18 protein-coding genes are annotated in these 21,536 nt (G+C 66.7%); 7 read left to right on the top strand and 11 right to left on the bottom strand.

The window, feature by feature from the left end; genetic code table 11:
• Positions 1 to 129: 129 nt before the first annotated feature.
• Together RM50_RS05930 and RM50_RS05925 are read right to left on the bottom strand one after the other, a co-directional pair.
• A complete protein-coding gene (locus tag RM50_RS05930) occupies positions 130 to 738 on the bottom strand; it encodes a TetR/AcrR family transcriptional regulator (protein ID WP_043450927.1) in 609 nt (202 codons plus the stop codon).
• 138 nt (positions 739 to 876) lie between these two features.
• Positions 877 to 2,160 carry an MFS transporter gene (locus RM50_RS05925; RefSeq protein WP_043450880.1) on the bottom strand — a complete coding sequence of 428 codons (1,284 nt, stop codon included), beginning with the start codon at positions 2,158 to 2,160 and terminating at the stop codon, positions 877 to 879.
• A 118-nt stretch (positions 2,161 to 2,278) separates the two neighbouring features.
• Between RM50_RS05925 and rraA the strand changes: the two genes are divergently transcribed.
• The 3 genes from rraA to RM50_RS05910 all read left to right on the top strand — a co-directional run bounded on the left by rraA (position 2,279) and on the right by RM50_RS05910 (position 6,223).
• Positions 2,279 to 2,776: a ribonuclease E activity regulator RraA gene (gene rraA, locus RM50_RS05920; protein WP_082006994.1), complete on the top strand. Its 498-nt coding sequence runs from the start codon at positions 2,279 to 2,281 to the stop codon at positions 2,774 to 2,776.
• 126 nt (positions 2,777 to 2,902) lie between these two features.
• Complete coding sequence (locus RM50_RS05915) at positions 2,903 to 4,567, top strand: MDR family MFS transporter (RefSeq protein WP_043450877.1); 1,665 nt, start codon at positions 2,903 to 2,905, stop codon at positions 4,565 to 4,567.
• 213 nt (positions 4,568 to 4,780) lie between these two features.
• On the top strand, positions 4,781 to 6,223 hold the full coding sequence (locus RM50_RS05910) for a sugar porter family MFS transporter (RefSeq protein ID WP_043450876.1): 1,443 nt from the start codon (positions 4,781 to 4,783) through the stop codon (positions 6,221 to 6,223).
• Positions 6,224 to 6,333: 110 nt separating this feature from the next.
• Here the strand turns inward: RM50_RS05910 and RM50_RS05905 are convergent, their stop codons facing one another.
• From RM50_RS05905 to RM50_RS05880, 6 genes are all read right to left on the bottom strand, one after another.
• The gene (locus RM50_RS05905; protein WP_043450874.1) at positions 6,334 to 7,560 is read right to left on the bottom strand and encodes an MFS transporter; all 1,227 of its coding nucleotides are present in this window, start codon (positions 7,558 to 7,560) and stop codon (positions 6,334 to 6,336) included.
• 28 nt (positions 7,561 to 7,588) lie between these two features.
• Positions 7,589 to 8,032, bottom strand: a complete 444-nt coding sequence (locus tag RM50_RS05900) for a MarR family winged helix-turn-helix transcriptional regulator (protein ID WP_043450925.1) — start codon at positions 8,030 to 8,032, stop codon at positions 7,589 to 7,591.
• A gap of 54 nt (positions 8,033 to 8,086) precedes the next feature.
• Entirely contained in the window at positions 8,087 to 8,584 is a 498-nt protein-coding gene (locus RM50_RS05895) for a GNAT family N-acetyltransferase (RefSeq protein ID WP_430929389.1), read from the bottom strand.
• 178 nt (positions 8,585 to 8,762) lie between these two features.
• Positions 8,763 to 9,926, bottom strand: a complete 1,164-nt coding sequence (locus tag RM50_RS05890) for a mannitol-1-phosphate 5-dehydrogenase (RefSeq protein ID WP_043450872.1) — start codon at positions 9,924 to 9,926, stop codon at positions 8,763 to 8,765.
• Positions 9,926 to 11,998 (bottom strand): PTS mannitol transporter subunit IICBA, encoded by a 2,073-nt coding sequence (locus tag RM50_RS05885; RefSeq protein WP_043450870.1) that lies wholly within the window; start codon positions 11,996 to 11,998, stop codon positions 9,926 to 9,928. The genes RM50_RS05890 and RM50_RS05885 overlap by 1 nt, the downstream gene beginning before the upstream one ends.
• A gap of 88 nt (positions 11,999 to 12,086) precedes the next feature.
• Complete coding sequence (locus RM50_RS05880; protein WP_043450869.1) at positions 12,087 to 12,815, bottom strand: TetR/AcrR family transcriptional regulator; 729 nt, start codon at positions 12,813 to 12,815, stop codon at positions 12,087 to 12,089.
• 160 nt (positions 12,816 to 12,975) lie between these two features.
• Here RM50_RS05880 and ptsP point away from each other — a divergent pair, with 160 nt between their 5' ends.
• From ptsP to RM50_RS05865, 3 genes are read left to right on the top strand one after another with little or no spacing between them, the layout of a single operon-like run.
• Positions 12,976 to 14,661: a phosphoenolpyruvate--protein phosphotransferase gene (ptsP, locus tag RM50_RS05875; protein ID WP_043450868.1), complete on the top strand. Its 1,686-nt coding sequence runs from the start codon at positions 12,976 to 12,978 to the stop codon at positions 14,659 to 14,661.
• Positions 14,662 to 14,704: 43 nt separating this feature from the next.
• The gene (locus RM50_RS05870; RefSeq protein WP_043450866.1) at positions 14,705 to 15,118 is read left to right on the top strand and encodes a helix-turn-helix domain-containing protein; all 414 of its coding nucleotides are present in this window, start codon (positions 14,705 to 14,707) and stop codon (positions 15,116 to 15,118) included.
• Positions 15,118 to 15,945: an alpha/beta fold hydrolase gene (locus RM50_RS05865; RefSeq protein ID WP_240471897.1), complete on the top strand. Its 828-nt coding sequence runs from the start codon at positions 15,118 to 15,120 to the stop codon at positions 15,943 to 15,945. Before RM50_RS05870 ends, RM50_RS05865 begins: the two co-directional genes overlap by 1 nt.
• Here the strand turns inward: RM50_RS05865 and RM50_RS05860 are convergent.
• Positions 15,942 to 17,162: a PucR family transcriptional regulator gene (locus RM50_RS05860; RefSeq protein ID WP_043450864.1), complete on the bottom strand. Its 1,221-nt coding sequence runs from the start codon at positions 17,160 to 17,162 to the stop codon at positions 15,942 to 15,944. The two genes, RM50_RS05865 and RM50_RS05860, sit on opposite strands and share 4 nt — an antisense overlap.
• A 233-nt stretch (positions 17,163 to 17,395) precedes the next feature.
• On the opposite strand from RM50_RS05860, the gene ald reads away from it, so the two are divergent.
• Positions 17,396 to 18,514: an alanine dehydrogenase gene (gene ald, locus RM50_RS05855; protein WP_043450863.1), complete on the top strand. Its 1,119-nt coding sequence runs from the start codon at positions 17,396 to 17,398 to the stop codon at positions 18,512 to 18,514.
• 90 nt (positions 18,515 to 18,604) lie between these two features.
• Here the strand turns inward: ald and RM50_RS05850 are convergent, their stop codons facing one another.
• Together RM50_RS05850 and RM50_RS05845 are read right to left on the bottom strand one after the other, a co-directional pair.
• Entirely contained in the window at positions 18,605 to 19,678 is a 1,074-nt protein-coding gene (locus tag RM50_RS05850) for a Gfo/Idh/MocA family protein (protein ID WP_043450862.1), read from the bottom strand.
• Between the two features lie 118 nt (positions 19,679 to 19,796).
• Complete coding sequence (locus RM50_RS05845; protein ID WP_043450861.1) at positions 19,797 to 21,512, bottom strand: ABC transporter family substrate-binding protein; 1,716 nt, start codon at positions 21,510 to 21,512, stop codon at positions 19,797 to 19,799.
• Positions 21,513 to 21,536: the final 24 nt, after the last annotated feature.

Here is a 21,536-nt window from a genome sequence, read left to right as displayed (position 1 = left end):
AGGCAGCCCGGAAAGTGCCCTGCGCCCGGCCTTGACACGATTTTGGCATGCCAAAACGGTTAATCACGCCTTTTAGTGATCCACGTCACGGGATTATGGCGTATTTAATGCCGTATTGGTCTAGGCCAGTTACGCCGTCCTGCCGACTGTGAAGCCCGTTTCAGCTTCCGGGGAAAGCCGTTCGCAGGCTTTTTTGAGGTCCTCTTCGGCTTCGAAGAGGGAGAGGCGCCGGTTCCTGACGGACTGGACCAGACCAGTGACCGTGAGGAGGAGGACACGGGCCCCCACGGCGTCGCCGCAGGCGCCGGCCACGAGCTTTTCGCTGAGCACGTCGATCTCCCGCAAAAGTTCCGTGGTGTCTTTTCCGGGCTGGTATACGCCGCGGCTCAGGCACTGCTCCACGGCCGGCTGCATGACGCGCATGTGGAAGATCTCCATAAGCAGTCCGGAAAGGGCGCGTCCCCGGAAGCGAGGAGACGAGCCGCGGGCACCTGCCCGCAACTCGTCCAACTGCTGCCGGTAGAGCGCGAGCATCAGGTGGGTGGGGGACGGAAAGTAGCGGTAGAGCGTGCCGAGCGGAACGTCCGCTTTTTCTGCCACCTGGGGGAGCTCCACGGCATCAAGGCCGGTGCGGGCAAACCCGGCGGCGGTATCGAGGATCCTCGTATAGCGGAGGCGCTGGCGGGGAGCGGAAGGCCGGGCGGCCATGGGCGGATGGTCTGAAAATGTCTCGGGCATCAGCATTCCGGGGTTGGATTTGAGGAACTGCGGCCAGGAGCGCCCCCATTTCCATACCGCCCTGCAGTCCGGTTCAACTATACGGCACAGGCACGTGCCCTAATTAGTCAGCGGGCTTACCAACCGGCGCCCCCGGAGTCAGTCAACGCCCTTGATCTTCACCACGAAGACGGCGCCGAGCAGGCCAATCACGGCGGCCGTGAGGAACAGGGTCCGGTAACCGCCCCCGTGGGTGACGGCAAGCAGGGCCAGTCCCGGAGCGACCACCTGCGGCAGCGAGTTGGCCACGTTGATGACCCCCATGTCCTTGCCCCGGTTGACCGCGAAAGGCAGGACCTGGGTCAGCAGGGCAAAGTCCACGGCCAGGTAGGCGCCGAAACCGATTCCCAGCACGGCAGCCCCTGCAAGCGCGCCCGGCCACACCGGAAAGAACGCCATGATGGCCCCGGCCATGGCGATGGTGGCGGACGAAGCGATGACGAACGGCTTACGCCGGCCCACCCTGTCGCTCCAGGGGCCGGCCAGCACGGCGGTGACCATCACCATGACCGCGTAGATCCCGGTCAGGACCAGCACGCCGGTGGCGGGATCCTCATGGTGGATGATGTCCCGCAGGAAGAAGAGCAGATAGACGATGGTGAGCTGGTTGCCCACGTTGACCAGGAGGCGGGTAAGCCACGCCCAGGCAAAGTCGGGATAGATAAAGGGACTGATGTAGAAGCCGCGGATGAATGTGCGCGGCCTGAAGGCCTCGAGTTCATTCCTGGGCAGGGCGGGATCGTTCGGGTGGAAGAGGTACGGCAGCACGGACAGCAGCAGCGCGGCCGCGCAGAGCCAGTAACCCACCATGAAGTTTCCTGAGACCACGGCCCCGAAGACCGCCCCGGTGAGGATGCCGAGGGTCTGGCCCATTGCGGCCAGCCCGCCCACTCCCCCGCGCTGGATGACGGGCACCCGGTCCGGGACGGCCGCGGTGATGGCAGCGTAGGCGGCGTTGGCGCCCAACTGCACCAGGCACCAGAAGAGCACCATCAGTGCCACGGCGGCCGAAAAGGACATGGCCACCAGCGCTGCGGTGGCCAGGACGGCCCCGGCCAGAACCCACGGCGCCCGCCGGCCGAAGCGTGACGTGGTCCGGTCCGACAGGGCGCCAAAGAGGGGGTTGGCCACCAGGGACACGGCCGCGCCGCAGGCCGTGACCAGGGACAGGATGGCTTCCTTGGCGGGCGCGTCGATGCTGATGGCCTGCTGGCCGATGAAGACATTGATGGGGCCGAAGAATGCGGCGTTGATACCCACGTTGACCAGCACCAGCCCGGTCACCCAGCGGGCGGTGACCTTTTCCACCGGCTCTGCGAGCGCTGGCGTGGTGCCCTCTCCTGCAGACGCACCGTCCGGGGCAGGCGTGCTGGACAGACTCATGGCATGCTCCCCCTGGTGCGGCCGGTTGGCGGTGGGACCAGACTATCGTGGGCGGTAACGCGCCGCCCTGCGGCAGGCGCAGGATGTGCATAACCCACCACTATGCGAGGAGAGCCACGTGGCAACACCAGCAGGAAACGGATCCGCTCCGGCCGTGAACACCGCCGATCTCTACGATGAGCGCGGCGACGAACTGGCATCGGTGTCCCTGCAGTTCCAGTCCCTGGGTGGACGCTCCCACTTCAGCGGACCGGTCCGGACCATCCGCTGCTTCCAGGACAATGCCCTGGTCAAGGCCACGCTAGGATCGCCGGGCAACGGGGCGGTCCTGGTGGTGGACGGCGGCGGATCGCTGGGGACCGCTTTGATGGGGGACATGATCGCCGAAAGTGCCGTGACGAACGGCTGGGCCGGCGTCGTGATCAACGGCGCCATCCGCGACCGGGCGGCGATTGCCGGACTGGACCTCGGGGTGAAAGCCCTGGGCAGCAACCCGAAGAAGAGCCTGAAGGCCGGGGCGGGCGAAGTTGACGTGGATGTGGTGATCGACGGCGTGACGTTCCGGCCAGGAGCCACCGTCTGGTGCGATCCGGACGGCATCCTCGTGGAGCCGTAGCGCACGCCCGCGGGCACACTTTGCCGGGCCGGGAAACTTTGCTGGGCGGGGAATAGAAGTGCGGGTAAGATAGTTACTGAAAGCAACTATCGCTGCTTATATCCTTTTCTTCCCCTTGGAGCACCCATGTCCAAAGCCACTGCCGCGTCCGGCGTCGGCGAAACCCTGACGCAACGCCAGATCGTCACAGTAATGGTGGGCCTGATGCTGGGCATGTTCCTGGCATCCCTTGACCAGACCATTGTCTCGACCTCCATCTACACCATCGCCAACGACCTGGATGGGCTCTCCCTGCAGGCGTGGGCCACCACCGCCTACCTGATCACCTCCACCGTCAGCACGCCGCTGTACGGCAAGCTGAGCGACATCTTCGGCCGCCGCCCCCTGTACCTGGCCGCCATCGCCATCTTCCTGGTGGGCTCGCTCTACGCGGGATCGGTGCACTCCATGACCGAACTGGCCATTGCCCGCGGCATCCAGGGCCTGGGTGCCGGCGGCCTGCTGGCCCTGGCGCTGACCATCATCGGCGACATCGTCTCGCTGAAGGACCGGGCCAAGTTCCAGGGCTACTTCATGTCCGTCTTCGGCATCTCCTCGGTCCTGGGCCCGGTGGTGGGCGGCGCGTTCGCAGGTTCGGCAAACATCCTGGGCTTTGACGGCTGGCGCTGGGTCTTCTTCATCAACATCCCCATCGGCCTGGCAGCCCTGACAGTGGTGTTCCTGTTCCTGCACCTGCCCGCCAAGCACCTGAAGCAGAAGATCGACTACTGGGGTGCCGCGGCCATCACCGTGGCCATCGTCCCGCTCCTCCTGGTGGCTGAACAGGGCCGCAGCTGGGGCTGGACCTCAACGAACTCCTTCCTCTGCTACGGCCTGGGCGTGGTGGGCATTGCCTGGTTCCTGCTGGCGGAGAAGCGGGCCGGCGACTACGCCCTGATCCCGCTGCGGCTCTTCCACAACGTCACGTTCGGACTGTCCTCGCTGCTGAACTTCATCATCGGCATTGGCATGTTCGGTGCCATCGCCATGCTCCCCATGTACCTGCAGCTGGTGAAGGGCCTCACCCCCACCGAGGCAGGCCTGATGATGATCACATTCACCGTGGGCATCCTCTTCGGGTCCATCACCGCCGGCCGCACCATTTCGGCCTCCGGCACGTTCCGCATCTTCCCCATCATGGGGACCGGCATCCTGACCGCCGCCGCCCTGGTCATGGGCTTTTCCCTCCAGGTGGATACGGCACTCTGGGTTCCGGGCCTGATTGCGGTGTTCTTTGGTGTTGGCCTGGGCTTCTGCATGCAGCCGCTCACCCTGGCCATGCAGACCTCGGTGCCGCCGCGGGACATGGGCGTGGGAACCTCCTCGGCCGCATTCTTCCGCTCCATGGGCGGTGCCGTGGGAACCGCCGTCTTCATCTCCATGCTGTTCAGCCTGGCCGCTGACAAGATTGCCGACGGCATGAAGACAGCAACAGCCGACCCCGCCTACCTCGCTGTCCTGAAGGACCCGGCGGTCGCCGCAGACCCCGCCAACGCGAAGCTGTACGACTTCTTCAAGAACGGCGCCTCCAACGATTCCCTCAACGACACCAGCTGGCTGCACACCGCCAACAGCACCCTGACCCGGCCCATCACCGAAGGTTTCGCCAGCTCCATCGACGCGGTGATGCTGACGGCGGCGGTGCTGACCGGCCTGGCGTTCCTGATCAGTTTCGCCCTGCCACGGAAGAAGCTGACGGACCAGAAGGCGTCCCCGCAGGACAAGGACAACATGCAGATCCCGGCGCACTAGCCCCGAACAACCAAGCGGAGCGCAGGAACGGACGACGACGGCGGCACGGCCCGCCGTCGTCGTCCGGCGTTAAGGGGGGCCGAAGGCGCCAAGTGGAACCTGCGCCGGTGACGTGCCACACTGTTTAGCGCGTGTGCGCCGGCCCTTCCGGCCGGTACCGCAGCCGACGACGTCCGCACCGCAATCCATAAACCCCCAAACCCAGGGAGAACCATGCCCACTGCACAGGAGCAGACCACAACCGGCATTCCACGGCGGGTGATCTGGCTGGCGCTCGCGGGGGCGGTGGGTGGATTCCTTTTCGGCTTTGACTCCTCCGTGGTCAACGGCGCGGTGGACGCCATGAAGGAAGAGTTCGCCCTCTCCGAGGCCGTGACCGGCTTCGCCGTTGCCATCGCCCTGCTGGGCTGCGCCGCCGGTGCCTTCCTGGCCGGCAAGGTGGCAGACCGCTACGGCCGCATCCCCGCCATGAAGCTGGGCGCCCTGCTCTTCCTGGTCAGCGCCGTCGGTACCGGCTTTTGCTTCGGGGTGTGGGACCTGGTCTTCTGGCGCCTGGTAGGCGGCCTGGGCATCGGGCTCGCTTCCGTGATCGCCCCGGCCTACATCTCCGAAATTTCGCCGCGCAAGGTGCGTGGCCGCCTCGCGTCCCTGCAGCAGCTGGCCATCACCACGGGCATCTTCGCCGCCCTGCTCTCCGACGCACTCCTGGCCACCACCGCCGGCGGAGCGGACCAGTCCTTCTGGCTCGGCATCGAGGCATGGCGCTGGATGTTCCTTGCCGCCGCCGTTCCCGCCGTCGTCTACGGCTGGGTGGCCTTCACGCTGCCCGAATCGCCGCGGTTCCTGGTGTTCCAGGGCAAAGAGGACGAGGCCCGGAAGGTCTTCGCCTCGATCGCTCCTGCCGAGGACACGGACCGGCACATCCGCGACATCCGCGAAGCCATTGAGGAAGACAAGCTGGCCGGGCAGAAAGGCTCCCTGCGCGGAAAGGCATTCGGGCTGCAGGCTGTGGTCTGGGTGGGCATCATCCTGTCCGTGCTGCAGCAGTTCGTGGGCATCAACGTGATCTTCTACTACTCCACCACCCTGTGGAAGGCTGTCGGCTTCCAGGAGAAGGACTCGCTGGCCATCTCGGTTGCCACCTCCATCACCAACATCCTGGTCACCCTGGTGGCCATCGCCCTGGTGGACCGCATTGGCCGGCGCCCCATCCTTCTCGCCGGCTCCGTGGGAATGGCAGTGTCGCTGGCCGCCATGGCCCTTGCCTTCTCCTCGGCCACCGGCAATGGCGAAAACATCACCCTCCCCGGCGCCTGGGGCCCGGTGGCCCTGGTGGCCGCCAACGTGTTCGTGGTCAGCTTCGGGGCGTCCTGGGGCCCGCTGGTGTGGGTCCTGCTGGGCGAGATCTTCCCGTCCAGGATCCGCGCCCGGGCCCTGGGCCTGGCCGCGGCCGCGCAGTGGGTGGCGAACTTTGCCATCACGCTCAGCTTCCCGGTGATGGCCGCCGGATCGCTGCCCTTGACCTACGCCATGTACGCCCTGTTCGCGGCGGCATCCTTCTTCTTCGTGATGTTCAAGGTGCCCGAAACCAACGGGATGTCCCTGGAGCAGGCGGAGACGCTGTTCGTGCCCAAGGGATCCGCCAAGGCGAACTGACGCCCCATCACCTCCTGCTGCTTTTCCTTCGACGCCCCATCAGCTTTCGGCGGAAAACAAGAAACCCTCCATCACCTGGTGTGATGGAGGGTTTCTTGTTGTGCGGCTGCCTAGACCACGTGCGGTTCGTGGGAGGACAGGTAGCGGCGGCCGCCCACGGCGATCAGGATGGCCACCACCATGGCCGCGGCTCCGGCGAAGAAGGGCACCTGCGGGCCGAAGTGCTCGCCCAGCTGCGCGGCGGCGAACGGTGCCAGCGCGCCGCCCATCCAGCGGACGAAGTTGTAGCCGGAGGAGGCCACGGGGCGGGGTGAGTCGGATACGCCCATGGCCAGTTCGGTGAAGATGGTGTTGTTGATGCCCAGCAGGGCACCGGCCACGATCACCAGGACGACGACGGCCGGCACCGAGTGTCCGGCTGCCAGTCCCAGCCCGGCCAGGTCCAGCATCAGCAGGAACAGGGTCCCGGCCAGCACCTTGACAGCGCCGAAGCGGTTCTGCAGGATCGGGGCGACGAAGACGGAGAACACGGCCACGGCCACGCCCCAGCCGAAGAAGACCCCGCCGATGCCGTACGCATCCATGCCCAGGATGAACGGGGTGAATGCCAGGATGGTGAAGAAGCCGTAGTTGTAGAACAGGCTGCTGGCGGCCGTCGTGCGCAGTCCCTTGTGGCCGAGTGCCAGCAGGGGATCCCGCAGCCGCACTTTGCGCCCTGGGAGCGGCGTCGCGGGCAGCAGGGCAATCAGTGCGATGAAGGCCGCCGCCATCAGCACGGCGGTGCCGAAGAACGGTGCGCGCCACTGCCAGCCGCCCAGGAGCGCGCCCAGGAGCGGGCCGAGCGAAATGCCCAGGCCCAGTGCTGCCTCATAAAGGATGATGGCGGTTCCGGCGCCGCCGCTGGCCACGCCGACGATCACGGCGAGCGCGGTGGCAACGAACAGGGCGTTGCCCAGTCCCCAGCCGGCGCGGAAGCCGACGAGTTCAGCCACGCTGCCGGACAGGCCGGACAGGGAGGAGAAGACCACGATGACGGCAAGGCCGATCAGCAGGGTTTTCTTGCCGCCGATCCGGGACGACACAAACCCGGTGATCAGCATGGCCAGTGCGGTGACGAGGAAGTAGCTGGTGAAGAGCAGGGAGACCTGGCTGGGGCTTGCCTCCAGGTTGGTGGCGATGGCGGGGAGGATGGGGTCCACCAAGCCGATGCCCATGAAGGCGAAAACGGCGGCGAGGGCTGTGGCCCACACCGCCTTTGGCTGCTTCAGGAAGGAGGCCTTTTCGGCCTGCAAGGTTGATTCTGGTGCCGGCAGGGTTTCTGCGAGCTGGCCGTCCATGGAGGGTGCTCCTAAGGTCGTGGGGTAGTCAGCTGTTCTGGGCTGCATTAATGATCTTGTCGATGACCGGCAGGGCTGCGGCCAGCGCATCCCTGTCCTGGTCGCTGAGGGCGCCGAGGATGCCGGCCATCACCTGGTTCCGCCGGGTGTTGGCGGAGTCGACGGCGGCGCGGCCTTCGGGCGTGAGGATGACCCGGACGGCACGGGAGTCGGCGGGGTCCGGTTCGCGGCGGGCCAGCCCTGCCCGCTCGAGCTTGATGATCTGCTCGGTGGCGCTGGGAACCCTGACGCCGAGATTGCGCGCGATTTCGCCCACCCTCTGGCCGTCCTCGAGCAGCATCTTGAGGGTGCTGAGCTGGGCGGCACTGAGTTCACCGTCGGCATCCAGGCGGCGGACCAGGTACACGCTGTGGCGGAGTGCCTCACGGAATCCGCTGGCGAGTTCCTGCAGCTGGGCTTCTGTCGCATTCATCATTAGGTAGCCTAACATTTAGGCACCCTAACGGTCAAGGCTGGGTGTAATGCTTCACCCTTCGAGCGGCAGTTTCATTCCCACGTGGCTGGCTTCGAAGCCCAGGCGTTCGTAAAACCGGTGGGCTGCCGTGCGGCTGGTGTGGGTAGTGAGCTGCATGAGGCTGCAGCCGCGGCGCCGCGACTCGGCGATGGCCCACTCCACCATCAGCTTCCCAATCCCCTGGCTCCGAAGGGAGGATGCCACCCGCACGCCTTCAAGCTGGGAGCGCCAGGCCCCCTGGCGGGACAGGCCCGGCAGGAAGCTCAGCTGGAACGTGGCAATGACGGGGCCGCCCTCCCCGCCGGGAGGCACCAGTTCGCCGGCCAGCAGCAGGTGGGACGGGTCGGAATCGATTGCGTCGAGGGCGCTCTCGTACGGCCCCATGTCCGCGGCTGCTTCGCGGCCGGTCCCCAGGGCGTCATCGGCCAGCAGCTGCACCAGGGCCGGGAGGTCATTCCGGGTGGCGTGCCGGAGTCTGAACATTCCGCCGTCGACGTCGGCGGTAAACAGGGCAGGAACGGCATCTTCGGCAGGGGTCACCTGCCCAGCTTTGCACAGGAACCGAACGACGCCGGCACTTGGGTAAGTGCCGGCGCCGTTGTGATGGGGCGTTGCCGGAATTCCTGCAGGATCTGATGGCGCGTTGCGTTAGAAGCCGCAGGAAGTGATGGCGGGTGCCGGGCAGTGGTCAGGCGGGGGTGCCGGCCATTTCCGCCTGCCGCTCCTCCACCAGGGTGGCAACGGCGTTGAACAGCGGATGGTCCTTCTCGAGCCCGGTGATCCTCGCCGTGGCATCGGCCGGGCTGTCGGATCCGAGGATGGCCGCCAGCTCGGTGGCCTCGGCGTCGGCCGGATCGTTGAAGCGGAGGGCAGCCGCGATGGCGCCCAGCAGGGCTTCGGGCACTACGCCGCGTTCCGCCAGCTCCGCGGCCGGGCCGATGAAGCGCTCGTGCCGGCTCAGCTTCCGCAGCGGCGCACGGCCCACCCGGGTCACGGTGTCCGGTAGGTACGGGTTGGAGAACCGGACCAGGATCTTCTGGACGTAGGCTTCCTGCTCGTCATTGCTGAAGCCGTGCTTGGCCACCAGGAGCTGCTTGGTCTCCTCGAGCACCGCGCGGACGTCCTCGGCCACATCCTGGTCCGCCATGGCGTCCGAGATCTTCTCCAGCCCCGCCTCAAAACCGAAGTAGGCGGCCGAGGCATGCCCGGTATTCACGGTGAACAGCTTCCGCTCGATGTACGGCGAGAGGTCATCAACGAAGGTGGCCCCGGGGATCACGGGAGCAGCATCCCCGAAGGCGGTCCGGTCGATAACCCACTCGTAGAAGGTTTCCACGGTGACGTCCAGGCCCTGCCCGGCCTCCTGGTTGGGCACGATCCGGTCCACGGCGGTGTTGGCGAACACCGCCTTTCCGTCGAGAACAGCGGCCGTGACACCGGGCTGGGCTGCCACTTCCTTGGCCAGGATGTCGGTGGCGTTGATCGCGTTCTCACAGGCCATGACCTGCAGGGGCGCCAGGCCGGGTTCCCTGGCAACGATGCCCTTGGCGATCACGGGCGCCACGAACTTCAGGATATGCGGGCCCACCGCGGTGGTGACGATGTCCGCCGTCGCGATTTCCCCGACCAGCTCGGCTTCCTGGGCATTGGAGTTCAGCGCGCGGAAGTTGTCCACGGTGCGCACGGCAGGGTTCTCGCCCACCTCGTGCACCGCGTAGTTGTCAGCGGCGGAAAGCCGGGTGATCAGTTCCTCGGCCACATCCGCGAACACCACCTCGTAGCCGGCGTCATGCAGCAGCAGCCCCACGAAACCCCGGCCGATGTTGCCGGCCCCAAAATGTACTGCCTTCACTATGCGTTGACCTTTCCGAAAAGCTCCAGGACTTCATCCTCGGACGTCGCAGCCTCGAGCCGGGCAACCTGTTCCTTGTTGGTGAAGACCTTGGCGATGGAGGACAGGATGTGCAGGTGCTCGTTGTTGATGCCTGCCACGCCCACCACGAACTTCACCTGCTTGCCGTTCCAGTCAATGCCTTCCGGGTAGCGGATGACCGACACCGCCGACTTGCGGATGTGGTCCTTGGCGGCGTTGGTGCCGTGCGGGATGGCCAGGAAGCTGCCCATGTAGGTGGACACCGACTCCTCGCGCTCGTGCATGGCGGCGATGTAGCCCTCGTCCACGGCGCCCCGGGCCAGCAGGAGCCGGCCTGCCTCGTCGATGGCGGCGTCGCGGGTGGTGGCCGAGCCGTTCAGGACCACGCTTTCGCGGGCCAGGATCTCCGGGCTTCCGGCTGCGGAGGTTCCGGCCGCCGCTGCACCTGCAGCTGTTCCCGCGGCGGCAGGCGTTGCGTCCACCGGGGCGTCGGCGGCGTGGGCACCATGGGTGGTGCCGGCGTCGGCCGTTCCACCTTCGGTGTTGCTTTCCTTGACCAGTTCCACGATCTCGTCATAGCGCGGGCTGTTCATGAAGTTGTCCACGGAGTAGTGGACCGCGCTGGAGGTGGCTGGCTTGGCACGCTCGGTGAGGTCCTGGTGCGTGACCACGACGTCATAGGTGTCGCTGAGGTTGGCGATGGAGGCGTTGGTGACCTTGACGTCCGGGAAGCCGGCCGCCTTGATCTTGTTCCGCAGCACCGAGGCGCCCATGGCGCTGGAGCCCATGCCGGCGTCGCACGCAAACACGATGTTCCGGACCGGGCCGGCCAGCACGCCAACGCCGCCGCGCCCGGCAGCCGTGGTGCCTGCGGCGGTACCTGCACCGGCGCCGGTAAGGGTGGAGGCAACGGAGCTCTTCTTGCCCTTCATGGCCTCCATGCGGGAGGTGGCATCACCCAGGTCCGCCTCATCGCTGTGCTTCGTGGTGCGCAGGATCAGGGAGGAGACGAGGAAGGACACCGTCGCGGCGAGCACCACGGACAGGATCACGCCGAAGTAGCTGTCCCGCGAGGTCTGTGCGAGGACGGCAAAGATGGAACCAGGCGCCGCGGGGGCCACCAGGCCGGAATTCGTCAGGGCCAGGGTGGCGATGCCGGTCATGCCGCCGGCGATCGTGCCCAGGATCAGCAGCGGGCGCATCAGGACGTACGGGAAGTAGATCTCGTGGATGCCGCCGAGGAACTGGATGATTGCTGCGCCGGGGGCCGATGCCTTGGCAGCGCCGCGGCCGAAGAACATATACGCGAGCAGCAGGCCCAGGCCCGGGCCCGGGTTGGCTTCGAGCAGGAACAGGATGGACTTGCCCTGCTCCAGGGACTGCTGCACGCCCAGCGGGGTGAGGACGCCGTGGTTGATGGCGTTGTTGAGGAACAGGACCTTGGCAGGTTCGATGAAGATGCTGGTCAGCGGCAGCAGGCCGTTCTGGACCAGGAACTGCACGAAGTTGCCCGCGGCCGTGCTGAAGGCGGTCACCAGGGGCGAGATGCCGTAGAAGCCCAACAGGGCCAGGAGCGCACCCCAGATGCCGGCCGAGAAGTTGTTGACCAGCATCTCGAAGCCGGGGCGGATCTTGCCGTCCCAGATCGAGTCGATCTTCTTCATGGTCCAGCCGCCCAGCGGGCCCATGATCATGGCGCCGATGAACATCGGAATGCCGGCGCCGACGATCACGCCCATGGTGCCGATGGCCCCCACCACGCCGCCGCGGACGTCATAGACCATCTTGCCGCCGGTGTAGCCGATCAGCAGCGGCAGGAGGTAGGTGATCATCGGACCAACAAGGCCGATGTTCGGCTTTCCGCCCGTTTCGCCGAAACCACCCAGCTGCGGCACGGGCAGCCAGCCCTTCTCGATGAAGAGGGCGGTGATGATGCCCCAGGCGATGAACGCCCCGATGTTGGGCATGATCATGCCGGACAGGAATGTCCCGAACTTTTGGACGTGCACGCGCGCGCTGGTGCGGGGTTTCGCAACTGTCTCTGTTGCCATGGTGATTTCCTAACCGTCATTCCTGCTGCTCCGCAGGATTGGTTTGATGATGACGACGACGTAGTGCTGGGTGGTGCGGGTTGCTGGCTTAACCGGCGGGGCTGGTGGAGATCCGGTGCAGCCATTCGAGGAAAAGCTTGAGTTCCGAGCTGGAAAGCTGGTCAGAGTGCGAGGCCTGAAGTGCGGCGTTCAGGGCGATCGCTGCCACCACCACCGAGGACTTCCCGGTGCCGCCCGGGGCCGGGCCGCTGGCCGGCTCGGCAGACACCGCGAAGATCATGGCGTCCCGGGTCATGGTGGACAGTTCGAGGTTCCGTTCGGAGGCGGGTTCCGCAATCAGCATCAGCGTCACGCCCACGTTGGCCGCCAGGATGGACCTGGCCGCTTCCCGGGGCTGGACGTTCAGCTGGCCCGCCGCCGCTGCCTTGTTCAGCATTTCCTCCATCAGCGCCTCGGCGTCGGCCACAATGGCCGGCCGGCTTTCCGGGCGGATGTTGCCGAACATCACCAAGTACAGCTCAGGCTGGTTCAGTCCGAACTGGACGTGGTTGTCCCACATTCTCCGGATGTCCTCAAGGGGCTGGCCGGAGGGGGCGAAATCCCTTTCGCCCGCGACATATTCTTCAAACCCTGCGGCGACGACAGCGTCGAACAGACCTTCCTTGTCACCGAAGTGGTGGTACAGCGTGGGAGCCGAAACCCCCGCCAGCTGGGTGATCTGGCGGGTGGAGACCGGAGCTCCCGCGGATTTTGCCAGCAGTTCCGCGGCAGCACGGAGCAGCCGCATTTTGGGGGGAAGCTGGCCATCCAAACTCATAACCGCTACCCTAGCACCTATAGCGTTGCTATATGAACTGAATCACATACAATTTTTTCAGGCACGTTTCCCGCCCCGGACGTAGCAGTCCTCCGGCGGACCCGGCATGGCGCCGGAGAACTTGGCGGGCCTGTCTACCGGCAGAGAATGAGGACCTTCAGTGCAGAACTTCCCAGGAGTAGGCGTCAGTCCAGGCCGTGTCATCGGCACCATCCGCCAGATGCCCAAACCGATCAGCGAGCCTCCCGCCGGCGAACAGCTGGCCCCTGGCACCACCGCCGAGGAAGCCACCGCAGCCCTGAAGGCCGCCGCGCAGGCCGTGCACGACGAGCTGAAGGACCGCGCCGCCCATGCCACGGGCGACGGCAAGGCCGTCCTTGAAGCCACGGCACTGATGGCCAAGGACACCATGCTGATCAAGGGGGCGGCCAAACTGGTGGCCCGGGGAACCTCTGCCGAACGCGCCATCTGGGAGTCCGGTTCGTCCGTGTCCGAGATGCTGCACAACCTGGGCGGCTACATGGCCGAGCGCGCCACCGATGTCCTGGACGTCCGGGCCCGGATCGTGGCCGAACTCCGCGGCGTCCCCGCCCCCGGCATCCCCGCCTCCAGCACGCCATTCGTCCTGGTGGCGGAGGACCTGGCGCCCGCTGACACGGCAACGCTGGACCCCAACAAAGTCCTGGCGCTGGTCACCGCCGGCGGCGGCCCGCAGTCCCACACAGCCATCATTGCAAGGTCCCTCGGCCTGCCCGCCGTGGTTGCCGCGGTGGGCGTCGATGACCTCCCGGACGGCACCGAAGTGTACGTGGACGGCGCGGCCGGCCTCATCACGGCCGCTCCCGATGACTCCCTCCGGGCAACAGCGGAGGCCTGGGCTGCCACGGCGTCGCTGCTGGCCAAGTTCAACGGCACGGGCACGACGGCGGACGGCCACGAAGTGCCCCTGCTCGCCAACGTGGGCGGCGGCAAGGACGCCGAAGCGGCAGCGAAGCTGGGCGCCCAGGGCGTGGGCCTCTTCCGCACCGAGTTCTGCTTCCTGGAGCGGGACACCGAGCCCTCCGTGGAGGAGCAGGCTGCTGCCTACAAGAGCGTGTTCGATGCCTTCCCCGGCAAGAAGGTGGTCCTCCGGACGCTGGATGCGGGCGCGGACAAGCCCCTGCCCTTCCTGACGGACTCCACCGAGCCGAATCCGGCCCTTGGTGTCCGCGGCTACCGCACCGACTTCACCACGCCCGGCGTCCTGGACCGGCAGCTGGAAGCCATCGCCCTGGCCCAGCAGCAGTCCGAGGCTGACGTCTGGGTGATGGCCCCCATGATCTCCACCGCCGAGGAGGCCTCCCGCTTCGCATCGATGTGTGCGGACGCCGGCATCAAGACCCCCGGCGTCATGGTGGAGGTCCCGTCCGCGGCCCTCACCGCCGAAGCCATCCTGCGCGAGGTCAGCTTCGCCAGCCTGGGCACCAACGACCTCACCCAGTACGCCATGGCCGCGGACCGCCAGCTCGGCCCGCTCGCCAACCTGAACACCCCTTGGCAGCCGGCCGTCCTGCGGCTCGTCGGGCTGACGGTGGAAGGATCCCGCGCGGAAGGGCACAACAAGCCGGTGGGCGTCTGCGGCGAGGCAGCGGCAGACCCTGCCCTCGCCGTCGTCCTGACCGGCCTTGGCGTCAGCACGCTGTCCATGACGGCGCGTTCCCTCGCTGCCGTGGCGGCAGTACTCAAGACGGTGACCCTCTCGGAAGCGCAGGAACTGGCCAAGCTGGCCCTGTCCGCTCCGAGCGCCACCGAAGCCCGGGCCTGGGTGCGGGAGAAACTGCCGGTCCTGGACGAACTGGGCCTCTGACGCCTTGCCGGGCAGGCCGGCGCGGGCGGGATAGGCTACCTCCATGGCATTGGTAACACCCCGCGTTACGGCCGGCCTGCCCGAGGACGAGGCCCTCAGCCTCGCGCGTGCCCTCACCGGCGGCACGGACATCACCGTCTTCGTGGACGGCACCGTCCACCGCCTGCCCACCCAGGCGAGGGACGCCGTCGTGGATCTCCTGGCCCGTCTTAGCCGAGGCGAAACCGTGACGGTCAGCAGCGTGGAAGAGATGCTCACCACCTCCCAAGCCGCCGAGCTCGCCGGGATCTCGCACACCTACCTGCGCAACATGACGGACCGCGGCGAGATCCCCGTGGAGTACCGGGGGTCGCACCGACGGATCCGCCAGGCCGCCATCATGGCCTGGCTTGAGACACAGAAGCAGAAACGCGCCGCGGAGGCCGCCGGCAACGGCGACGCCGGCGCGGGAGCATAGTGCGGATCGGACCCGGGCGGTCCCGGAAAGAGCCGCAGCTTCAGGCCGCCGCCGTGGACGCCAACGGGCTGACCGGCCGGATCCTCTGGACCGGCGGGACACCCCCGCCGGGCAGCGGCACGGGGGCAATCGACGAGGCACCCGCCTTTATCCTGATCCACGGCATCGGCGTGTCGCACCGCTACCTGGCGCGGCTGCACCATGACCTCGCCCGCACCGCCCACGTCTATTCCCTCGACCTGCCCGGCTTCGCAGGGACGCCCCGGCCCGGGCGGCAGCTGTCGGTCGAGGACTACGGCGCGTTCATCGCCCAGGCCCTGAAGGCCAGCGGCATCCGCTCCTACATCCTGGTGGGGCACTCCATGGGCGTTCAGTTCGCCATCGAAGCCGCGCTCTATGCGCAGGCCCGGGTGCAGAAACTGGTCCTCATGGGCCCGGTGGTGGATGCCCGGCACCGCAACGTTCCGCGGCAGGCCCTGGCCCTGTTCCTCGACGCCCTCCTGCGGGAAAACGCCAGTTCCAACTGGATCGTGTTCTCGGACTATTTCCGGTGCGGGCCGCGCTGGTACTTCACGGAACTGCCCGTGATGATGGCCTACCCCACCGAAAAGAGACTGCCCGGCGTCGACGTTCCCGTACTGGTCCTGCGCGGCAGCCACGACTCCGTGGCAGGGCGGGAGTGGTCGCTGGGACTCTCCCGGGCCGCATCGCAGGGGACCTTGATGGAAATCCCGGGCGCCGGACATGTGGCCCAGCACCTGCGCCCCGGCGCGGTGGCGGATGCCATCAGGTCCTTCGCCGCCGCGGACCCGTCCGCCCGGCCCTAGATCCGCGGCCGCCCTGCCCAACGGCGCATCTTGAGCGCAGCGTGCAGTTCCAGGCGGGGCATCCCCTTTAGCGGGTCCACACCCAACAGCTGCCGGATCCTGCCCAGCCGGTTGTAGATGCTGCTGCGGTGCAGGTGGAGCTTGCCGGCCACATCCTGGACCGATCCGTCGTTGTCGTACAGCAGTTCCAGGACCGGGATCAGCTCGCCGTTGCGGTCATGGTCCTCAAGCTTGCGGAAGTACACCGATCCCGAATCGGCCCAGGCCCCCACCCCTCCCCCGGCTGAGGCGAGCAGCTGGTACACGCCCGTGGCCCGGCAGTCCACCAGCTCGCCGAGCTGCGGGTCCACCGCGGCCGCCTGCGCCGCCACCCGCGACTGGCGGTAGGCCTCGGAGAGCTGGCGGGTCTTGGCGAAGCCTTCGCTGATGCCAAGGATGATCCGCTGCACGGGCCGGCCGGAGCGCTTGGCCAACTCAAGCTGATAGTGCACCAGGAGCTGGGCATGGTTGGCCCTTCCGGTGGAATCCCGGAACAGCACCACCGAGTGGGTTTCGGTCCCGGCGCTGAACAGTGCAGCGTCCATGCCCACCGTTGCCTGCAGTGCCGTTGACCGGTGGATCAGGGTGGAGGCGATGGGGTCCGGGCCGCCTGCCCAGCCGTCCGCGTCCAGCACCGTGACCATCTGCCACGGCCCCCTGCCCTGGACTTCCTTCCAGCCCGCGACGGCCGCCACGGCGTTGGGTTCACCCGCGCAGGCCGAAAGGAACTCGCGCTCCCGGCTCCGCCGGAACTCGGATTCGGCCGTGTTGGAGTCGAGCAGGAGCCCGGACAGCAGCTCGAGCTCGTGGCTGACGGCCGGCAGCTGGGTGAGGATCGCCGTCGGGCTTTCCTCCGCCGAGTCCTGCTGCACCCAGAGGTACCCCACCCGGAAGCCCCGCACCATCAACGGAACACATACCCGGCCCAGCATGCCCAGGTCCGGGTTGGCGGGCACCACCACCGGCCGCACGGCGGTGGCAATCCCATGCGAGAGCTGCCACGCGCTCACATCCGCCGGAACCTTCTTGCTCAACAGGAAATTCACCCGCACCCGGTCGGCGTGGGACTGGTTGGAGCTGTAGGCCAGCAGCAGGCCGTCCAGATCCTCCAGCGAGAGGCCGCGCCCCAGCTTCTGCGCCACCTGCTCGACGAGCTCTTCCACACCCTGCTGCTGCATGCGCCCACACTACTGCCTCGGCGCAGCGCGGGACGAACGGACACGAGGCGACACCTGACGCCCCAGGGCACGACACCTGTCGAGGTAGCAGTCTGAAAATCCGCGTGATTCCGGGGCTTCCATGGAGGGAGGAACGCCGGCTCATGTCGGCTGGCTCACAACCGGATTTATCGTTGAAACACGAAATTCCTTCCCCTTTTCCGGCCTACCGGCCCCCTACATTGGAGCAGACGATGATCATCGGCGTCCCCAAAGAGATCAAGAACAACGAGTTCCGCGTGGCCATCACCGCCGCCGGCGTCCACGAGTTCCTCACCCACGGGCACACCGTCCTGGTGGAGCGCGGCGCCGGGCTGGGATCAGGTATTACCGACGAGGAATACTCGATCGCAGGCGCCGAAATCGTCAACGAAGCGGACGACGTCTGGGCCCGTGCCGACATGGTCATGAAGGTCAAGGAGCCCATCAAGTCCGAGTACCACCGCTTCCGCAAGGGCCTGATCCTCTTCACCTACCTGCACCTGGCCGCCGAGCCGGAGCTGACCAAGGAGCTCATCAACTCCGGCGTGACCGCCATCGCCTACGAAACCGTGCAGGAGGGCCGGTCCCTGCCGCTGCTGGCCCCGATGTCCGAGGTCGCGGGGCGCCTGTCCGTCCAGGTGGGTGCCACCTCCCTGATGGCGCCGGCCGGCGGCAAGGGCGTCCTGCTGGGAGGCGTGCCCGGTGTCCGCCCCGCCAAGGTGGTTGTCCTGGGCGCCGGTGTTGCCGGGACGAACGCCGCAGCCATGGCCCTGGGCCTCGGCGCCGACGTCACCATCATGGACATCAACATCAACCGCCTGCGCGAACTGGACGCCCAATACCAGGGCCGGCTGAAGACGGTCGCTTCCAACAAGTACGAAATCGAAAAGTCCGTGGTGGACGCCGACCTGGTCATCGGCTCCGTCCTGATCCCGGGCGCCAAGGCCCCCAAGCTGGTCACCAACGATCTCGTGGCCCGGATGAAGCCCGGCTCGGTCCTGGTGGACATCGCGGTGGACCAGGGCGGCTGCTTCGAGGACACCCACCCCACCACGCACCAGGAGCCCACCTATAAGGTGCACAACACCATCTTCTACTGCGTTGCCAACATGCCCGGCGCCGTGCCCAACACCTCCACCTACGCGCTGACCAACGTCACCCTGCGCTACGCGGTGTCCCTGGCCAACCTGGGCGTCAAGGCCGCCTTCGACCGCGACCCCGCCCTCGCTGCCGGGCTCAACATCGCCGCCGGCCACGTGGCACACCACTCCGTGTCCGAAGCCCACGGCCTGCCCCTCGTCGCGGACTGGCACGAACTGGTTTCGGCCTAGGCCCTGTTGCCGCCTGAACGGCAGTCATCCAACGCGTGCTGCTCCTTCGTCGCTTTGACGCACGCTTTCTGGATGGCTGCCGTTCCGGCTTTAAGGCCCTAACGTGGCCTTTTCCCTTGCACTCTCAATGATTCTCAGGACCTCGACCGCGTCCCCGGGATCTACGGGGAGGGGCAGCGACGACTCTGCTCCGCCGTCGAGGATCTTGGCTGCCAGCATGCGGTAGAACTCCGGGTAGCTGCCACGTTCGGTGGGGAGCCTGTCCAGGTGGCCGTCGCGGCCCAGGAGGCCGGCCCATTCGGGCGCCTCGACACCGTACTCCCCGTCCAGGGGGCTGCCGCCGGCCGCGAGGTACGGCTCCTGCGGGTCCACGCCGTTCTTGGTGAATCCGCCGATGGAGCCCAGCACCCGGAATCGGGGTGCCTCCTGCGGGCAGAGCACGTTCATGGCCAGATGGCTGATCACTCCGGACTTGTGCCGCAGCGCCAGGAAGACGTCATCGTCAGCGCGTTCGTCGGACCGGTGAGCCGCCAGTTCGGCGTGCATCACGGTGGCCGGACCGAACAACTGCAAAGCCTGGTCGATCAGGTGGCTGCCAAGATCGAACAGGACGCCGCCCCCGTCGGCGGCCGTGGCCCGCGCCTTCCACGCCTTGCTGATGGCCGGGGACCAGCGCTCAAAGCGTGATTCGAACCTCGTGACGCTGCCCAGCGCCTGGGCCGCCAGCAGCTTGCGCAGCGTCAGGAAGTCCCCGTCCCACCGCCGGTTATGGAACACGGTGAGTACCCGGCCCAGCTGCCGCGCCAGGTCCACCAGCTCCCGCCCTTCGGCGCTGGTGACCGTGAACGGCTTGTCCACCACCACATCCAGTCCTGCCTCCAGCGCAGCCTTGGCCAGCCGATAATGCGTGGCCGGCGGCGTGGCCAGGACCACCAGGTCAAGGTCCGTTGCCCGCCCGAGGACTGCGGCGCCGTCGCGCACCACCTCCGCCCCCGGAAGGCGGGATGAGGCAGCCGCCTGCCGCCCGGCGTCGGACGTCGCAACCATGTCCACGGAGTAGTTGGGGTTGGCCGCCAGCAGCGGCGCGTGGAAGACGCTGCCCGCCAGCCCGTAGCCCACGACGGCGGTGCGGATGGTCCGCGGGTCCTGTTCAGTTCCGGTCATGGAAGCTACGCTACCCCCGGCTCAACACGGTCCGGAAAGGACCGGAAGAAACGAAAAACCGGCATCCCTGATGGCCAGGGATGCCGGTTTCGTGGCGGTCAGGCCGCCGGTGGTGGTGTTACTTCTTCTCCCAGCCGATGGTGGTCCAGTCCGGAACCTGCGAGGTGCTCTTGAACAGGGACGGGCCGTAGTTGGCAAGGCCGGTGCGGACGAAGGAAATCTGCGGTCCGTTGAAGACCACGCCCATGGAGTAGTACTTGGCCATGTGCTCCTTCTCCACGTCCATGGCTGCCTTGTTGCGGGCAGCGTTGTCCTCGATGGAAGCGAGGTCGGCGATCTTCTTGTCCAGCTCGGCGTCGCCCAGCTTGTTTTCGTTGACCTTGGAGTCGTAGTACTGCTTGACGGCATCGGTGGCGTCGGGGCCAACGGTGTAGCCGGAGATGCTCAGGTCGAACTCGCGGCTGCCCAGGACCTTACCGAAGTCGGCGGAGGCGCGCTGGTCGATTCCCACATCCATGCCGCCGGCCTGGAGCTGCTTCTGCAGGGTCTGGGCCACGGCCAGGGTGGTGGGATCGTCACCGAAGTTGCTGATCTTGAAGGCGGCGGGCTTGCCGTCCTTCTCCATGATGCCGTTGGCGTTGGCCGTGTAGCCGGCGTCGGTGAGGACCTTCTTGGCGGCCTCGGGACCGGTTTCCTTGACCGGGTAGTTGTCCTGGTAGTAGTCCGAGAACGGCAGGAGCATCATGGAGCCGGAGCTCGGCTCTTCCCAGTTCAATCCGTTGAAGCGGACCTTGCGAAGGGCTTCACGGTCGACGGCGGCGAAAATGGCCTTGCGGACGTTGACGTCTGTGATGCGCTGGGCGTTCAGGTTGAGGCCGCCGGCGAAGAGGCGCTGGCCGCGGCGGACCTCGGAGTCCTTGGTGCCGTCCAGCTGCTTGTAGAGCGAGATGGTGTTGGCGGACATGGCATCAATCTCGCCGTTCTTGAACGCGGCGATCTGGGCGCTGGTTTCAAGCTGGCGGAAGGTCACGTTGGCCAGGACCGGCTTCTGGCCCCACCACTTGTCGTTCGGCACCATGGTGACGGTCTTGGCTGCGGTGTCGTACTGGTCCAGCTTGAAGGGACCGGCCATCCACTCGGGGTGCAGGTTGCCGTTGAAGCCCTCGTTGAAGATCTCGGGTGTGTTGACGGCGGGGTGGATGAGTCCAAAGAAGAGGGAATCCACCGGGAAGACCGGGTGGGAAGTCTTGACGATGACTTCCTTGTCGCTGCTGCCGGCCTCAACGGAGTCAACGAATTCGTAGGCTCCCGAGCTCACGATGTCGTACCCGGCGTCGGCGCTCTTGAGGATGTTCCACGTGTTCTGGAAGGCCTTGACGTCAATGGGGGTGCCGTCGTTGTAGGTGGCCTTGGGGTTCACCTTGATGGTGATGGTCTGCTTGCCGTCCTTGACCACGCTGTCCACCGACTCGCAGAAGTCCGTGTTGGGCGTGACCTTGCCCTTGAAGTCAACCTTCCAGCAGCCGCCGATGCCGCCGCTGTTCATGGCGACAGGGTTCATGGGGATCTGCAGGGCGGAGTTGTCCGCACTGTTGCCGTTGTTGGAGAACCCATTGAAGTCCGGGCCGATGTTGCCGAGCGGAAGGGTGACTTTGCCGCCCTGCTGCAGATCGGCGGCCGGCTTCTCGTTGATGCTGATCAGCTTGGACAGGTCGCTTCCCGATTCCTGTCCCTTTGCGGTTTCGGGGCCACTGGCACCGCCACCGCCGCAGGCCGTCAGCGCCAGGGCAGCAGCGATGGCTGCAGCTCCGCCGATCCTGTTCAGTTTCCTCATGGTTTTCCCTTCATTGTGATGCGA

The sequence above is a fragment of the Pseudarthrobacter phenanthrenivorans genome, assembly GCF_000813845.1.
In the GTDB taxonomy this organism is placed as follows: domain Bacteria; phylum Actinomycetota; class Actinomycetes; order Actinomycetales; family Micrococcaceae; genus Arthrobacter; species Arthrobacter phenanthrenivorans_B.
This window is presented reverse-complemented; position numbering and strand designations above follow the sequence as displayed.

Excerpts from the sequence above, each read along its gene's own strand:
- RM50_RS05930 (WP_043450927.1), bottom strand. The coding sequence starts at position 738 with ATGCCCGAGACATTTTCAGACCATCCGCCCATGGCCGCCCGGCCTTCC.
- RM50_RS05925 (WP_043450880.1), bottom strand. The coding sequence starts at position 2,160 with ATGAGTCTGTCCAGCACGCCTGCCCCGGACGGTGCGTCTGCAGGAGAG.
- RM50_RS05915 (WP_043450877.1), top strand. The coding sequence starts at position 2,903 with ATGTCCAAAGCCACTGCCGCGTCCGGCGTCGGCGAAACCCTGACGCAA.
- RM50_RS05910 (WP_043450876.1), top strand. The coding sequence starts at position 4,781 with ATGCCCACTGCACAGGAGCAGACCACAACCGGCATTCCACGGCGGGTG.
- RM50_RS05905 (WP_043450874.1), bottom strand. The coding sequence starts at position 7,560 with ATGGACGGCCAGCTCGCAGAAACCCTGCCGGCACCAGAATCAACCTTG.
- RM50_RS05900 (WP_043450925.1), bottom strand. The coding sequence starts at position 8,032 with ATGAATGCGACAGAAGCCCAGCTGCAGGAACTCGCCAGCGGATTCCGT.
- RM50_RS05885 (WP_043450870.1), bottom strand. The coding sequence starts at position 11,998 with ATGGCAACAGAGACAGTTGCGAAACCCCGCACCAGCGCGCGCGTGCAC.
- RM50_RS05880 (WP_043450869.1), bottom strand. The coding sequence starts at position 12,815 with ATGAGTTTGGATGGCCAGCTTCCCCCCAAAATGCGGCTGCTCCGTGCT.
- RM50_RS05870 (WP_043450866.1), top strand. The coding sequence starts at position 14,705 with ATGGCATTGGTAACACCCCGCGTTACGGCCGGCCTGCCCGAGGACGAG.
- RM50_RS05860 (WP_043450864.1), bottom strand. The coding sequence starts at position 17,162 with ATGCAGCAGCAGGGTGTGGAAGAGCTCGTCGAGCAGGTGGCGCAGAAG.
- ald (WP_043450863.1), top strand. The coding sequence starts at position 17,396 with ATGATCATCGGCGTCCCCAAAGAGATCAAGAACAACGAGTTCCGCGTG.
- RM50_RS05850 (WP_043450862.1), bottom strand. The coding sequence starts at position 19,678 with ATGACCGGAACTGAACAGGACCCGCGGACCATCCGCACCGCCGTCGTG.
- RM50_RS05845 (WP_043450861.1), bottom strand. The coding sequence starts at position 21,512 with ATGAGGAAACTGAACAGGATCGGCGGAGCTGCAGCCATCGCTGCTGCC.